Origin of the sequence: Micrococcus sp. HOU01 (assembly GCF_035609305.1) — a bacterium.
GTDB lineage: Bacteria > Actinomycetota > Actinomycetes > Actinomycetales > Micrococcaceae > Micrococcus > Micrococcus luteus.
In genome coordinates this window covers 2,371,498-2,384,796 of sequence record NZ_CP141211.1, presented here as the reverse complement: position 1 = coordinate 2,384,796, position 13,299 = coordinate 2,371,498, and the positions used below count along the sequence as shown (strand labels likewise).

At 74.6% G+C, this 13,299-nt stretch carries 9 protein-coding genes and 2 tRNA genes; 4 read left to right on the top strand and 7 right to left on the bottom strand.

Features of this window, described 5'->3' with window-relative positions:
- Window positions 1-188 precede the first annotated feature (188 nt).
- Window positions 189-1,091 carry a PRC and DUF2382 domain-containing protein gene (locus tag SOY78_RS10945; protein WP_324701576.1) on the bottom strand — a complete coding sequence of 301 codons (903 nt, stop codon included), beginning with the start codon at window positions 1,089-1,091 and terminating at the stop codon, window positions 189-191.
- Between the two features lie 291 nt (window positions 1,092-1,382).
- Here SOY78_RS10945 and SOY78_RS10940 point away from each other — a divergent pair, with 291 nt between their 5' ends.
- Entirely contained in the window at window positions 1,383-3,338 is a 1,956-nt protein-coding gene (locus tag SOY78_RS10940) for an FAD/NAD(P)-binding protein (RefSeq protein ID WP_324701575.1), read from the top strand.
- A gap of 84 nt (window positions 3,339-3,422) precedes the next feature.
- On the opposite strand, the gene SOY78_RS10935 is transcribed toward SOY78_RS10940, so the two are convergent.
- From SOY78_RS10935 to SOY78_RS10925, 3 genes are all read right to left on the bottom strand, one after another.
- The gene (locus SOY78_RS10935; RefSeq protein ID WP_186303361.1) at window positions 3,423-6,167 is read right to left on the bottom strand and encodes an ExeM/NucH family extracellular endonuclease; all 2,745 of its coding nucleotides are present in this window, start codon (window positions 6,165-6,167) and stop codon (window positions 3,423-3,425) included.
- Between the two features lie 27 nt (window positions 6,168-6,194).
- Window positions 6,195-8,459 carry a bifunctional metallophosphatase/5'-nucleotidase gene (locus SOY78_RS10930; RefSeq protein ID WP_122053856.1) on the bottom strand — a complete coding sequence of 755 codons (2,265 nt, stop codon included), beginning with the start codon at window positions 8,457-8,459 and terminating at the stop codon, window positions 6,195-6,197.
- Window positions 8,460-8,601: 142 nt separating this feature from the next.
- Window positions 8,602-8,689, bottom strand: a tRNA-Ser gene (locus SOY78_RS10925).
- Window positions 8,690-8,825: 136 nt separating this feature from the next.
- On the opposite strand from SOY78_RS10925, the gene SOY78_RS10920 reads away from it, so the two are divergent.
- Together SOY78_RS10920 and SOY78_RS10915 are read left to right on the top strand one after the other, a co-directional pair.
- Entirely contained in the window at window positions 8,826-9,887 is a 1,062-nt protein-coding gene (locus SOY78_RS10920) for an NAD(P)H-quinone oxidoreductase (protein WP_129867362.1), read from the top strand.
- On the top strand, window positions 9,884-10,333 hold the full coding sequence (locus SOY78_RS10915) for a hypothetical protein (protein WP_063189344.1): 450 nt from the start codon (window positions 9,884-9,886) through the stop codon (window positions 10,331-10,333). Before SOY78_RS10920 ends, SOY78_RS10915 begins: the two co-directional genes overlap by 4 nt.
- Window positions 10,334-10,407: 74 nt before the next feature.
- Here the strand turns inward: SOY78_RS10915 and SOY78_RS10910 are convergent.
- Window positions 10,408-10,481: transfer RNA gene (locus SOY78_RS10910), tRNA-Thr, on the bottom strand.
- Between the two features lie 182 nt (window positions 10,482-10,663).
- Here SOY78_RS10910 and SOY78_RS10905 point away from each other — a divergent pair.
- Window positions 10,664-11,398, top strand: a complete 735-nt coding sequence (locus tag SOY78_RS10905; protein WP_041104709.1) for an HAD family hydrolase — start codon at window positions 10,664-10,666, stop codon at window positions 11,396-11,398.
- Window positions 11,399-11,427: 29 nt separating this feature from the next.
- On the opposite strand, the gene SOY78_RS10900 is transcribed toward SOY78_RS10905, so the two are convergent.
- On the bottom strand, window positions 11,428-12,618 hold the full coding sequence (locus SOY78_RS10900; RefSeq protein ID WP_324701574.1) for a DNA polymerase III subunit delta': 1,191 nt from the start codon (window positions 12,616-12,618) through the stop codon (window positions 11,428-11,430).
- Entirely contained in the window at window positions 12,615-13,274 is a 660-nt protein-coding gene (gene tmk / locus SOY78_RS10895) for a dTMP kinase (protein WP_324701573.1), read from the bottom strand. Before tmk ends, SOY78_RS10900 begins: the two co-directional genes overlap by 4 nt.
- Between the last annotated feature and the right edge of the window lie 25 nt (window positions 13,275-13,299).

The window sequence follows — 13,299 nt, the reverse complement described above, 5'->3', positions numbered from 1 at the left end:
GCGCGCCTCGCACGGGGCGACGCGCGGTCAGACCGGTTCAGCTTAGCGCGCCAGGCCAGGGCAGGGCAAAGGAGCGGCGTGCTCACGGACGGATCACCACCGCGCACGAGCGGGGCCCCGGATCCATGGATCCGGGGCCCCGAGTGATCTGTCAGCCGTCCGGCCTGAGCCCGACGCGTCCGTTCAGATCAGATGCGATCCTTGCGGCCGTTGCGGCCGTCGAGGTCGCGATCGGTGGCGTCGCCGTCGACCTTGACGTCCTCGTGGCGGACCTCCTCGGTCACCGTCTCGGTGTCCTGCACCTGGCGCTTGCCCAGGGAGACCTTCTCGGCCTCCACGGTCTTGTTGACGACCGGGGTGTCCTCGTAGGTGGTCACCTCGACGTCGCCGTCGCGGTCGGCGGTGCGGGCCTCGGCGGAGTTCGGGTCGACGGACTCGCGCTCCACCACGACCTCCTCGCGGGTGACGGGCACCTCGACGGTCTCGGTGGTGGTGTAGGCCTGCTTGCGCAGACGGACGCGGCCGGTGGCGCGGCGCTCGGTGCCGACGTTCAGGTGCTCGTCCTTGACGACGACGGAGTCGGCGTCGGTCACGTCGCGGCGATCGGGGTCGGTCACGTCGCGGCGATCGGGGTCGGTCACGTCGCGGCGGTCGCCGTCCACGACGGCCTCGTCGCGGCGGTCGGCCACGCCGGCCACACCCGCGGTGCGGGCCACGCGGGCGGCGCCGGCGTCGGTGCGCACGTCGTCACGACGCACGTCGCCGTCGTGATCCGCGGCGGAGTACTCCATGGAGTAGTATTCGTAGATGCGCTGCTCCTCCTCGGGGGTCAGCGAGCCGTCCGCGTCCACGTTCGGGGCGTCCTTCACGAAGGACTTCTCGAAGGGCACCGTGATGCCGTCGGCGGTGGTCTGCGCCTGCTGCAGCGGCACGAAGGTCTCGCGGGCGCCGAACAGGCCGGTCTTCACCGTGACGAAGGTGGGCTCGTTGGTGACGTCGTCGAGGTAGACCTGACCGACGGAGCCGATCTTGTCGCCGTCGGTGGCGAAGACGGTGGAGTTCTGCAGCTGGTCGAGAGCGTTGCGGTCCATGAGGAATTCTCCTTCTGAATTGGTGTTCTGTTGCCTTACGCTCATTCACAATTCCCCATCGGCCCGAGTGGCGTCAACCATCGGCCCCCCGGATTCCCAATTCCCAGACTTCTCCCAGAATCTCGACGTGATCCGCATGATTACGCGGATCCTCCGTCCGTGCCTGCTGTGGATCCTGGGGGATCGGTGGGAGTGTGGCGCATGCGGTCCGCGACCCTTGACGGCCACCGATATTGTGTGGAATACGCGCGCCGCAGGCGTGAAAACGATCCCGAGGAGAGTGGAGGCCCCATGTCCGAGCCCCTGGTGGCCGAGCGCCGCCTCGCAGTGGTGGGAGCCGGCCCCCGCGGCGTCATGCTGCTGGAGCGGATCCTCGCCCGGCTCGAGGGCGCGGCCCCGGACGCACACCCCCGGCGGCTGCGCATCGACGTCGTGGACCCCTACCCGCCCGGGCCAGGGCGGGTGTGGCGCACGGACCAGTCCGAGCTGTACCTCATGAACACCCCCGCGTTCTTCCCGACCGCGTGCGCCGCCGACAACCCCGGTCTGCGCCCCTCCACCGCCGCCCAGACCTTCGACCAGTGGCGTCGCGTGCACCCGGAGGCCAGCCTCGGCGTACGCCGCCACCAGTACCCGGCCCGAGCGGTCTACGGGCGCTACCTCCGGCACCTGTACAAGGACGTCGTCGCGGGGCTGCGCGCCCGCCCCGAGGTCGTCGAGGTCGTCGAGCACCGCGCGGAGGCCACCGCCCTGCACCCCCGGCCCGACGGCGGCGCCCGCCTCGAGCTGCGCGACGCCGACGGCGCGGTCTCCGGGCTCGACGCGGACGCCGTCGTGCTCTGCCTGGGCCATCAGCCGGCGGAGCTCAGCCCCGGCCAGAACCGGATGGCCGCCGCCGCGCGGGGCCGGGACGAGCTGCACTACCAGGGCCCGCAGATCCCCTCCGACGTGGACTGGGAGACCGTGGAGGCCGGGGCGGACGTCCTCGTGCGGGGCATGGGCCTGAACGCGTTCGACCTGCTGGCCCAGCTCACCCAGGGCCGGGGCGGGGTGTACCGCCGCACCGGCGACGGACCCGGCCGGGCCCTGCGGTACGAGCCGTCGGGGGACGAGCCGCGCCTGCACCTGATGTCCCGCCGCGGCATCCCGTACCTGCCCAAGGCCGAGGTGGACGCCTTCGTGCCCCGCGGCGTCACCCTCAGCTACCTCTCCGACGCCGCCGTGGACGACCTCGCCGCCCGGCACGGGGCCCTGGACCTCGCCGAGCACCTCTGGCCGCTGCTGCACCGCGACGTGGTCCGGCACTACTACGCCACGCTCGTCCGGGCCCAGCCCGAGATCCTCGGCGGCCCCGTCGAGGCGCGCCGATTCCTCGGGGAGCTCGTCGGCCAGCTCGAGGAGGCCGGCCGCGGCGCCCCCGTGACCTCCGCGCACGCCGAGGAGCTCCTCCAGCGGTACGCCCCCGGCCGCCGCTTCCTGGACATCCTGGCCTATGGATCCCCGTTCGAGGACGCCGTGTTCGCCTCCCATGAGGACTATCAGCGGGCCGTCGCGGACCTCATGGAGCAGGCCTGCGTGGAGGCCGCCCTCGGGGAGGAGTCCCCGTTCATGATGGCCGTCGGCGCGCTCCATGCCGGCCGACTGCGGATCAAGGCGTGGATCGCCGAGGGTCGGATCGCCGAGGCCTCCCGCATCCGGGACGTCCAGGGCTGGTTCGAGCCGCTGGTCGAGGGCCTCGCCTCCGGCCCGCCCCTGTGGCGCGTCGAGCAGATGCTGGCGGTGCACCGGGCCGGCCTGCTCACCTGGGCCGGCCCCGCGCCCGTGGTCGAGGCCGAGGACCACGGGTTCACCGCCCACAGCCCCCAGGTGGGAGCGCAGGACTCGCTGGGGCCCGCCGTCGTCGAGGGGGCCTGGCTGGTGGAGGCGATGATGCCGCCCAACCGCGTGCAGGCCGCCGCCTCCCCGCTGGTCCGTCAGATGCTGGCGGACGGCGTCGCCGCGGCCGGGACGTGGGAGGACGAGGAGGGCGTGCGCGTGCCCGCCACCGGCTTCGACGTCACGGCCCGCCCGTACCGGCTGCGGGCCGCGGACGGCACGGCCCACGCGGACGTGTTCGTGCTGGGCCTGCAGCTCTCGGGCGTGCAGTGGGGCACCGCGATCGCGGCCGAGGCCGGGGCCGATCCGGCCGGACGAGCCCTCTTCCTCGCCGACGCCGACGCCGCCGCGGCGGCCGTGCTCGCCGGCTGAGCCCCCACGACGACGGCGGGGCCGCCCGGGTGGATCCCGGACGGCCCCGCCGTCGTCATGCCGGGTGCGGCGCCCCGCGTCCCGTCAGGGACGGACCGGCCCGCGGCCCTTGCCGGGGTGCTCCGGGCCGTGGCCCTTGCCCGGGTGGTCGCCGCCGTGACCCGGGGTCGCGCCGACGCAGCGCAGCCACTCGCGCACGGAGTTCGCGGGCTTGCCCGGCACGCCGCGCGGATCGGTCACGCCGTCGCAGGTCTCGCCCGGGGAGGGCTCCGGCTCCGGGGTCGGCTCGGTCACGGGCGCGTCGAGCTGGAGGCCCACCAGGATCGGGTTGTGGTCCGAGGACCGCCACTGGTCCGCGGAGTACAGGTCCTCGGCCACGTAGTTGTGGCGCGAGTACTCCAGTGCCACGGATTCGTTCGCGTTGATCATCCAGATGTCCTGGCCGGTGATCGCCGTCGCCGCCGACGGCGAGGCGTAGATCCCGTCCAGGCTGCCGACGGCGCCGCCGAACGCGTACGAGTACTCGCCCGTGAGCGCGCCCTGCGAGAGGTACCCGGCCGCCTCGAGCACGCGGATCGGGTCCTCCTTCTCGTAGGCGTTGAAGTCGCCCATCAGCAGGACGCGGTCGGTGCCGGTCTCGGCCTTCATGCGCTCGGCGAAGGCCACGAGGGCCTCGGCCTGGCCCACGCGGTCCGCGTTGTACGCGCCCTGGCCGTCGCCCGCGTCCACGTTGTCCCCGGTCGCACCCGAGCCGCCCTTGGACTTGAAGTGGTTGGTGATCGCCACGAAGTCGGTGCCGGCCGCCCCCTCGGACGTGCCGTCGGCGGCGCGGAACAGCTGGGCCATCGGCTCGCGGGCGTTGTCGAAGTTCGTCTGGTCGTCCAGGATCACCGACTCGCCCACCGGGGTGACCTCGGCCGGCTGGTAGATGAACGCGGAGCGGATGACGTCCTCGTCCGCGAGCGCGGGACGGGTGGCCGGGGAGGCCACGTAGGCCCAGCGCTGCTCGCCGGCCTGCGCGTTGAGGGCCTCCACGAGGTGGGCCAGCGCGTGGTCCCGGTCGAGGCCGAACTTCTCGGAGTTCTCGATCTCCTCGAGCGCGACCACCGAGGTGCCGAGGCCGTTGATCGCGGCCGCGATCTTCTCCTGCTGGCGGGCGAACGCCTCGGAGGTGTAGGCGCCGCGCGGCAGGCAGCCGTTCGTGGTGACGGGGGTGCCGGCGCGGTCGCGGTAGGCGCTGCAGCCGGCCACGTCCTGACCCAGGGTCGTGAAGTAGTTGAGCACGTTGAAGCTGCCGACGGTGACGTTGCCGCCGACCGCCTCGGGGGCGGCCTCGGCCGGGCGGGTGTCCTCGATCGTCACGGGCTGGACGGCGGCCGCCGTGGCGTCGGTGAGGTGGCCCAGCGGCTGGAAGGACCACGCGTCGAAGCGCCAGTCGAGGATGACTCCGGTGGTGAACTCCAGGCCCGCGCCCACGCGCACCGGCTGGTCTGCGTCCAGGTACGGCAACGGGTTCTGGTTGCCCGGCGAGCGCATGAAGTTCGTGGTGGCCCCGTCGTCGAGCACGATCAGCTGCTGCGCGTTGGCGGCCGCGACGGCCTGGGCCTCGGCGCCGGGCCGAGCCACGGACGTCGGGTTGTCCAGCGGCGTGGTGCCGGGGACGATGCCGAGGGAGCCGTACTGGTTGAGGGAGTAGTTGTCCGTGACCGTCCAGTCGCCCTGCGGGGCGAGGACCATGCCCTCGAGCGCCTCACGGTCGGCCTCCTCCAGCGGGAACTCCACCGGCGTGGGGGCCACGGCGCCGGGCTCGGCGACCGGCAGCACGCCGCCGGCGGCGACCTTGATCTGCGTGAGGCCGTAGTGCTCGGCCGCTTCGCCCGTGACCTGGACGTGGTCGCCGAGCGTCACGGAGCCGACCGTGTCCGGCGAGTACACGAACACGCCGTCGGAGGCGCCCGGGGTGGCGTCGGGGGTGTCGCCGCCGGTGCCGGCGGTCTGGATGTAGTAGCCGTCGTAGCCGCCCGTGGAGTACACGGCGGTGACGACGCCGGTGGTGGTCACCTGGCGCCCGGCGTACGGGGTGGCCGTGCCGGTGCCCTGGAGCTGGGCGATGGTGATCCGCTCGGCCGGGGTCGGCTGCGGCTCGGGCTCCGGGGTCGGCTCGCCGCCGGTGGCGGCGGCGTTGGTCGGGGTGACCTGGTCGGTGACGGTGAAGTCGGCGCTGTTGTCGTCCGTGTCCACGCCGTTCGTGCGGGTGAGGGACTTCGGGTCCGAGTTGGCCGAGGGGGCGCCGGCAGCCGCTGTTTCGAAGGTGTTCGTGGCTCCGTAGCCGAGCACGTCCGCGACGCCCGGCACCTGGCCGGTCACCACGGAGCCGACCGGCAGGTCCGTCACGGTGCCCGCCTGGCGCGCGAGCACGATCGTGCCCTTGGTGCCCGCGGGGTTGAACGCCCCGCCGGCCACGAGGTCTGCCTGCGGCAGGGCCGCGCCCGCGGTGCCGTTGGAGCCGCCGGAGACCAGGAAGTGGCCCTTCGCGGGCACCGTGCCGGACAGCGCGACCGTGCCCTGGGTCGCGGCCGTGCCGGCGGCGGAGCGGTACTGCAGGGACCAGCCGTCGAGGTTGATCGGCTGGTCGGTGGGGTTGTAGAGCTCCACGAACTTGTGGGTGTACACGGCGTTCGCGGAGCCGCCGTTGGTGTATGCCTCGTTGATGACGAGGGAGTCGCCGGCCGGGCTGGCCTGGGAGGGCAGGGCCACGGCGGGGGCGAGCAGGGCCAGGGCGGCGGTGGTCACCGCGGTGCGCGCGGCGAAGCGGGGCAGGGGGGTCATGTCGTCCTCGGTCTCGTTCTCGATGGGTCAGCGCGGCAGGCCCGCGGCGGTCAGCCAGGCATGGGCGGAGAAGACGGGGTGCGTGGCGGCGCCGCGCTGCACGCCGCGGCCCTTGCCCGGGTGGTCCTCGCCCTTCACGCGGCCCTTGCCCGGGTGGTCGGCGCCCTTGTCATGGCCCTTGCCATGACCCTTGCCCGGGTGGGTCGGGGCGGGCTGCTCCGGCTCGGTGGGGGACGGGGCCGCGGTGACCTCGAGGGCATGGCGCACCACGGTCGTGCTGCCGTCGGCGTAGCGCACGGTCATCACGAGCTCGCCCGTGCCCGCCGCGGCGGGGGCGGTGATCCCGGAGAGCGTGACGGTCTCGGAGCCCGCGGGGACGGCCACGGTGCCCAGGGCGGTCTCGGTGCCGTCGGCCGTGCGGAAGGCGACGTCGACCGCGGTCGCCGCGGGGGCGCCGTCGGAGTCCACCACGAGGTCCCCGAGGGTCAGGCCGACGGCCTGCCCGGCCTCGACCGAGGCGGGGGCGTCGGTGACCGGCACGCCGTTCTTGCCGAAGTCCGGGGCGACGGCGCCGTGGGCCGCGTCCTGGGCGCGGGCGTAGTCCGTGATCGCCTGGGAGTCCAACAGGCCCATGTTCACGAAGTTCTGGCGGCCGGTCGCGAAGGCGGTGTAGCCGTCGGGGGCCTTGGTCGGGTCCCCGAGCGTCGTCCAGGTGTCGTCGGCCAGGAACGACTGGCTGGCCACCGTGTACATGCGGTCCGCCTGGAGCGGCTCGCCGTCGATCCACACGCCGGTCACCTTGTCCCCCTGCGGGCGGGACTCGTCGTAGGTCCAGGTCAGCTCCTCGGACCAGCCGAGGGTGAACTTGCGCACGTCGTTCCGCCAGTTCTCCTCGAGGGCCAGCTTGATGGAGGAGCCCGGGATGTCGAAGTAGGTGATGGTGTTGCCGAACGGCGCCATGTCGAGCAGCTCGCCCAGGGTGAGGCGACCGACGAGGTCGGCCGGCTTGGCCGGGAACGCGCCGCCGTCGGTGAAGCGGTCCGTCAGCAGCTCGGAGCGCAGGCCGCCGGGGTTGGTCACGCCGAGGTCCACCTCGGGGTTCGCCTGCTCGGCGGCGTGCTTGACGGCGTCGCCCACCCAGGTGCCCAGGGTGGTCTCGGCGGCGCGCGTGCCGCCGGCCTTCCAGGAGCCGCCGGCGTCGATGAGCTTCTGGTAGTCGGTGGTGATGGAGGCGGACAGGTCGGCCACGACCTCGCCCTGCAGGTCCTCGAAGACCGCGACGGCCTCCTGCTCGATCGCGTACACCTGGGCGGTGACGGGGGATTCCGCGGCGGCCTCGGCGGGGGCCTGCGTGGACCGGGCCAGCAGGCGCGGGGTGAGCCCGGTGACCTCGCCGTCGGCGCCCACGGTCAGCTCGACGGCGGCCAGGTGGCTGCCGGAGGCGCCCGCCTGGATCACGGGGCGGTGGGCGCCGCCGGCCGTGGTGTCGTACTGGTAGAGCTGGTGGGTGTGGGCGTTGAAGATGACGTCCACGGCGGAGGAGGTCTCGCCGACGATGCGGTCGAACTCGGCCCGGGCCGCCCGCTCGGCGGCCAGCTCGCCCGCCCCGGCGGCGCCGTCGTGGTACGAGGCCACGATCACGTCGGCGGCGTCCTGGGCCTCCAGCTCGTCCGCGACCGCGTTCACGGCGGCGACCTCGTCGAGGACCTCGTTGCCCTTCAGGCCCGCGCCGGTGGTGGTCGCGTACAGCTCGTTGGGGGAGGCGCCGATGACCGCGACGCGCACGCCGTCGACGTCGAAGACGGCGTGCGAGGTGAGGACGGGCTCCTTGCTCGTCGGGTCCACCAGGTTGGCGGAGAGCACCGGGAACTGGGCCCGGGACTCCACACGGCCCTGCAGGTCGTCCAGGCCCTTGTCGAACTCGTGGTTGCCGGCGGTCAGCGAGGCCAGGCCGAGCGCGTTCATCACGTCGATCGTCGGGTTGTCCTGCTGCACGTTGGACACGGACTTCGAGCCACCGATCAGGTCGCCGGCGCTGGTCAGCAGCGTGGAGCCGGCGCCGTGCTCGGCCTCGAACGCGGTGCGGTAGTCCTCCACGGTGTCCGCGAACTGCGTGCCGATGTAGTCCGCGGACAGCGCGCCGTGGAAGTCGTTGAAGGACAGGATCGAGATGGTGGTCTCGTCCGCGGCGGCCGTCTCGACGGCCAGGGCGGGCGCCGCGCTCGCGGGCGCGAGGACGAGGACGGTGCAGGCGGCCGTGGTGACGGCACGGCGGCGGAACAGGCTGGGCATGGCTCTCCCCGGGATGCGTGATGACAGAGGTGCGCCGCCGGTGGACGGCGGGGTGACGCGGGGAGTCCATCACATCCAGGTGGCCTCCAGGTGAACGAGAGGCGGCGGGCCGTCCGGCCCGCCGCCTCTCGTCGTGTGCACGCGGATGGTGAGGGATTCGAACCCTCGGCACGGGGTCACCGCGCACCGGTTTTCAAGACCGGCTCCTTCGGCCGCTCGGACAACCATCCCGGGCCTGACCGCGACGGTGTGGGCCGCCGCGTCGAGGACCCACTCTAGCCCGTGGCCCGGCGGGCGGCCGGTGGCGAGTCCGGCCCCCGCGCGCGAGGATGGACCCTCGACCCCCGACCAGAGGAGGAGACCCCCATGGACGTCCCCGCACAGATGCGCGCCGTGCGATTCACCGGTGCCGGCGACAACGGCGTCGTCCGCGTGGGCCACGAGCCCGTGCCGGACCCCGGCCCGGGCGAGGTGCTGGTGCACGTGGCCGCCGCGGGTCTCAACCGCGCGGACATCGCGCAGCGCGAGGGCCGCTATCCGCCGCCGCGCGGCGCCTCCGAGATCCCCGGGCTCGAGGTCTCCGGCACCGTGGCGGCGCTGGGACCCGAGGCCGGGATGCCGGGGGAGGGGCGCTTCGCCGTCGGTGACCGGGTGTGCGCTCTCCTGGCCGGCGGGGGCTTCGCCGAGTACGTCGCCGTGCCGACGGGCCAGCTCATGGCCGTCCCCGACGGCGTCGGCCTCGTCGAGGCGGCGGCCCTGCCGGAGGTCGCCTGCACGGTGCACTCGGCGCTCGTGGGCCGTGCGGGCGTGCAGGCCGGGGACCGGGTGCTCGTGCACGGCGCCACCGGCGGCATCGGCTCCTTCGCCGTCCAGTTCCTCGCCGCGCTCGGTGCACGGGTGCTGGGCACCGCCGGCGGCCCGGAGAAGGTGGCGCTCGGTCGGCGGCTGGGCGCCGAGCACATGTTCGACCACCGCGCCGCCGAGTCCGGTGCCTTCGCCCCGTGGGTCAAGGAGGTCACGGACGGCCACGGCGCGGACGTCATCCTCGACGTCGTCGGCGCCCCGTACCTGGCGCCCAACGTGTCCGCGCTCGCCCCCGAGGGACGCATCGTGACGCTCGCGGTCCAGGGCGGCGCCGTCCCGGAGGACTTCAACATCATGAAGCTGGTGGTCAAGCGCGGCTGGCTCACGGGGGCGACGCTCCGCTCCCGCTCGGTCGTGGACAAGGCCGGGATCGTGGCCGCGGCCGAACGTGCCGTGTGGCCCCTGGTGGCGGCGGGCCGCATCGACGCGAGCGTCGGGGCGTGCTTCCCGCTCGCCGAGGCCGCCGAGGCGTTCGACTGGTTCGACTCCGCCACCCGCACGGGCAAGGTCGTGCTCGTCACCGACCCCGCCGACGCGCGCCGGCCGTCCGGCGACCGCGCATGAGGGGGCCCTTCGCACGCTTCCGTCAGGAGCGTGCCGACGACCGCGAGCTCGGCACGGGGCTGTGGCGCCGTGCCCACGACCGACTCAGCCGGGCCCTGGACCGCTACTGGCAGGTGCTGGAGGGCCAGCGGGGCACGGACGTGCTGAGCCCCGAGGAGCGCAACGGCGTGGTCCACGCCGGCAACGTCCTCACGGAACGGCTCCCCGCGGTCCGTGCCCTGTGCGTCCGCCTGCACCGGGACCACGAGGGCGACGGCGAGCACATCCCGGCCGAGGCCGCCGACGTCCACCGTGAGCTCTCCCGCGCCGCGCACGAGCTGGCCGCCACCGCCCAGGCCCTCGCCCTGTACCGGCTCGGTCAGGGTTCGGCGGAGTCGGTCGGCCGGCACGCCGAACGCACCCTCGGCCACCTGGACCGGGCGGAGGAGCTGGGAGCCGGGCTCTGACGGCGGCGCGCCCCGGACGGCCGGCCCGAAGACGAGAGGACCCCGCCGCGTGATCACGCGGCGGGGTCCGGGGGAGCCCCCTGCCGGATTCGAACCGGCGACCTGCTCTTTACGAGGGAGCTGCTCTGGCCAGCTGAGCTAAGGAGGCACGTGACCGTGAACGGCCACGGCTGACGAGCATACCGGTTTCGCGGCCCCGATTCCACCGCGCGGCCGGGCGCGCGGGCCACCGACTGTGGCCCGCGCCTTCCGCAGGCGTTCACCCCCAGGCCACGCCGCGGCCAGACGGGGACGGTTCCCTGGTGGGCACACACCGTCGACGGGAGACGCATGAGCCTGCCCCACGCCCCTCGCACCCCGGCACCCCCCGCCGCGGCCTCGTCAGCCGCGCCCCTCCGCCTGGCCGTGGTGGACATGTCCGGCACGTCCATCGTGGAGCACGGGCTCCAGGACACGGCGTTCGCCCGCACGTTGGACCAGCACGGCGTCCCGGCGGGCACGCCGGAGCACGACGACGCCGCTCGGCGGTTCCGCGCGCTCCGGCCCACCTCGCGCACGGCCGTGTTCCCCCGCGTGTTCGCCGACCGGGCGGTGGCCGCGGCGGCGACCCGCACGTTCGAGGCGGCCTTCGACGCGCTGCTGGCCGAGCACGGCGTCCAGGCCGTCCCGGGCGCGGAGGAGGCGCTCGTCCGCCTGCGCGCCCTCGGCCTCCACGTGTGCCTCTGCACCGGCTACGCCCGCCACACCCAGAACATGATCCTCGAGTCGCTGGGGTGGATGGGCCTGGCGGATCTGAGCCTCTCCCCGGACGACGCCGGCCGCGGCGTCCCCTACCCGGACATGATCCTCACCGCCCTGCTCGGTCTCGACCTCGACGACGTCCGCAGCGTCCTGGTGGTCGGGGACACCGCGGAGGACATGACGGCCGGGCGCCGCGCGGGGGCCGGACTCGTGGTCGGCGTGCGCACGGGTCGCGACGCGGACGACGTCCTGCTGGCGGCGGGCGCGGACCGGGTGGTGCCGGGCCTGGCCGACGTGCCGGACCTGGTGGTCCGCACCCGCTGAGCCGGCGCCGGCCCGCCCCGCGCGGCCGCTCAGCGACGTCGCGGGGTGCGCACCCGGCGGGGCAGCAGCGCCAGCATCATGGCTTCGAGGGCCAGCTGCTCCGGCACGTTGGCGGCGATGCGCTCCCGGGCCGTGGTGACGGCGTCGATCCGGGCGAGCACCTCGGCCGAGTCGCCGGCGGTGCCGCGGGCGTACGCCTCGATCTCGTCCCGACGGTGCTCGTTGATGAGCTCGCCCTCGGCCCCCAGCTGCACGCGCAGCACGTCCCGGAACAGGCCCATGACGTCGATCATGGCCCGGTCCAGCGAGTCCCGGACGGCGCGGCGCCGCCGGCGGGTCTGGTCCTCCTCGAGCCGTTTGACGTGGTGGCGGAGCTTGGGCGGGACGGGCTCGCCGGGCTCGAGGCCCAGGGAGCGGCGCAGTGCCTCGAGCTCCTCGGCGTCCCGGGCTTCGGCGGCGGACTCGGCCTCGGCCTTGGACACCTCGGCCAACGTGGCGGCCAGGGCCATCGCGTCGGAGACGGCGGTGGCCTGGAGCGGCAGGGAGAGGATGCGCTCGCGGCGTTCGAGGGCCTCCGGGTCCCGCGCGAGGCGGCGGGCCATGCCCACGTGCGACTGGGAGATCCGGGCGGTGGTGAGCGCCGTCTCGCGGTCCAGCCCGTCGCGGCGGTGCAGCAGCTCCGCCACCTGCTCCACGGCGGGGATGCTCAGCGTGATCAGCCGGCAGCGGGAGCGGACGGTGGGGAGCACGTCCGCGGGGGACGGGGCGCACAGCATCCAGATCGTGCGGGCCGGCGGCTCCTCGATGGCCTTGAGCAGCACGTTCGTGGCGCGCTCCGTCATGCGGTCCGCGTCCTCCATGAGGAAGATCCGCCAGCGCCCGGTGGCGGGGGTGGACTGGCCGGCCTCCACGAGGGCGCGGACGTCCTCGATCCGATAGCTCACCGCCTCGGTGGCCAGCACGGTCACGTCCGGGTGGGTGCCGCCGAGGACGGTGCGGCACGCGTGGCACTCGCCGCAGCCGCGCGCCGCCGGGTCCGCGACCTCGCACTGCAGGGCCGCGGCGAACGCACGCGCCGCCGTCGACCGGCCGGAGCCGGGCGGGCCCGTGAACATCCAGGCGTGGGTGGGACGGTCCTCGGCCGCGGCGCGGCGCAGCTGGGCCACCGCGGCCTCCTGGCCCGCGAGGTCCGCGAACACGGCGGGGGCGGGGGCCGTCATCGGTCGGCCGCCTGGGCGGTGACGCGGGCCAGCGCGCGGGCGGTGAGCTCCTGCGGCGGCAGCGCGCCGTCGAGCACGAGGTACCGCTCGGGCGCGGCCGCCGCGCGCGCGAGGAAGGCGGCGCGCAGGGCCTCGTGCCGGTCCGCCGTCTCCCGCTCCATGCGGTCGGGGGCGCCCTCGCCCCCCGCCGCGCGCCGGTCACGCCGGTCCGCGGCGGTGGCCGCGTCCACGTCGATCAGCACCGTCAGATCGGGGACGAGGCCGTCCGTGGCCCACTCGTTCAGGGCGGCGATCCGCGCCTCGCCCAGCCCGCGCGCCGCGCCCTGGTAGGCCACGGACGAGTCCACATACCGGTCCGTGACGACGACGGCGCCCCGGGCCAGCGCGGGACGCAGCGTGCGGACGGCGTGGGCGGACCGGGCCGCGGCGAACAGCAGCGCCTCGGTGCGGGGGTCCACGGGGGCGTGCCCGGGGTCCAGCAGCAGCTCCCGCAGCGTCTCGCCCAGGTCCGAGCCGCCGGGCTCGCGCGTGAGCACCACCTCGCGGCCCGCGGCGCGCAGGGCCTCGGTCAGGGCGCGGGCCTGGGTGGACTTGCCGGATCCGTCCGGTCCCTCGACGGCGACGAACAGGCCGCGATGCTCGGTCTGGGTGCTCACGCCTCGAGCCTAGACGCCGCCCCGG

Coding starts and splice junctions, on each gene's coding strand:
- SOY78_RS10935 (WP_186303361.1), bottom strand. CDS start 6,167: ATGACCCCCCTGCCCCGCTTCGCCGCGCGCACCGCGGTGACCACCGCC.
- SOY78_RS10915 (WP_063189344.1), top strand. CDS start 9,884: ATGAGGGGGCCCTTCGCACGCTTCCGTCAGGAGCGTGCCGACGACCGC.
- SOY78_RS10940 (WP_324701575.1), top strand. CDS start 1,383: ATGTCCGAGCCCCTGGTGGCCGAGCGCCGCCTCGCAGTGGTGGGAGCC.
- SOY78_RS10905 (WP_041104709.1), top strand. CDS start 10,664: ATGAGCCTGCCCCACGCCCCTCGCACCCCGGCACCCCCCGCCGCGGCC.
- SOY78_RS10945 (WP_324701576.1), bottom strand. CDS start 1,091: ATGGACCGCAACGCTCTCGACCAGCTGCAGAACTCCACCGTCTTCGCC.
- SOY78_RS10900 (WP_324701574.1), bottom strand. CDS start 12,618: ATGACGGCCCCCGCCCCCGCCGTGTTCGCGGACCTCGCGGGCCAGGAG.
- SOY78_RS10920 (WP_129867362.1), top strand. CDS start 8,826: ATGGACGTCCCCGCACAGATGCGCGCCGTGCGATTCACCGGTGCCGGC.
- SOY78_RS10930 (WP_122053856.1), bottom strand. CDS start 8,459: ATGCCCAGCCTGTTCCGCCGCCGTGCCGTCACCACGGCCGCCTGCACC.